General features: G+C 45.3%; 2 protein-coding genes. Both read left to right on the forward strand.

Translation table 11 applies throughout. From position 1 onward, the window contains the following. Positions 1 to 190: N-6 DNA methylase (locus EXE42_RS16105; protein ID WP_137706971.1), on the forward strand; the 190-nt coding region annotated here is incomplete at its 5' end. Next, on the forward strand, positions 183 to 773 hold a 591-nt coding region (locus tag EXE42_RS16110), incomplete at its 3' end, for a restriction endonuclease subunit S (RefSeq protein WP_199240788.1). The genes EXE42_RS16105 and EXE42_RS16110, both read left to right, overlap by 8 nt.

The following is a 773-nucleotide window of genomic DNA, read 5'->3' on the forward strand; positions in this document are numbered from 1 at the left end:
AACTGTCTCGTTGGATGAGATTCGGGAGAACGACTACAATCTCAATGTCGCTCTGTACGTAGACACGACTGAGCCTGAAGAGGACATAGATGTTAAAGAGGAACTGGCGAAGCTACGGGAACTACAGACTGAACGCAACGAGATTGAAGCAACGATGAGCGAACATATGGAGGTGTTGGACTATGAGTGAAGACCTAACTCTGGATGAGTTTCAGCAAGTAAAGCCCGGAGAGAACTCCAAATCCGAATGGCAAGAGTCAAAACTTGATTATCTTCTTTCTGATCTGCTAACTGGAAGCCGCCCGACAGGCGGAGGTTTAGATGATGGGCAATATATCAGTATTGGTGGAACTCAGATTGATTCAGAGGGATATATTGATCTTCGCGACTTAGTGTACATTCCTGAAAGCTACTTTACACAGGTTCAAGAGACTCAATTACAGAAACACGACATTCTGGTCGTTAAAGATGGTGCGAACACCGGTGACGTAGCTATTGCGTGGGAATCTGACGACCGTATTGTAACGAACGAACACATATTTACACTTCGGGCAGATTCAACTATTAATTCGCCATATCTGTTCTACTTTCTATTGTCTCATCAAGGGTGGAAGCAGATTAATGGAACAATCACTGGTTCCGCACAAGAGGGAATCAATCGGGGCTTCACTGGTAAGGTTGATATCCGATATCCCTCGATCTCTGAACAACGTAAGATCGCCGCTGTACTCTACACGGTTGACCGGGCGATTGAGAAGACGGAACAGATAAGA

The sequence above is a fragment of the Halorubrum sp. SP3 genome, assembly GCF_005435195.1.
Lineage (GTDB): Archaea > Halobacteriota > Halobacteria > Halobacteriales > Haloferacaceae > Halorubrum > Halorubrum sodomense.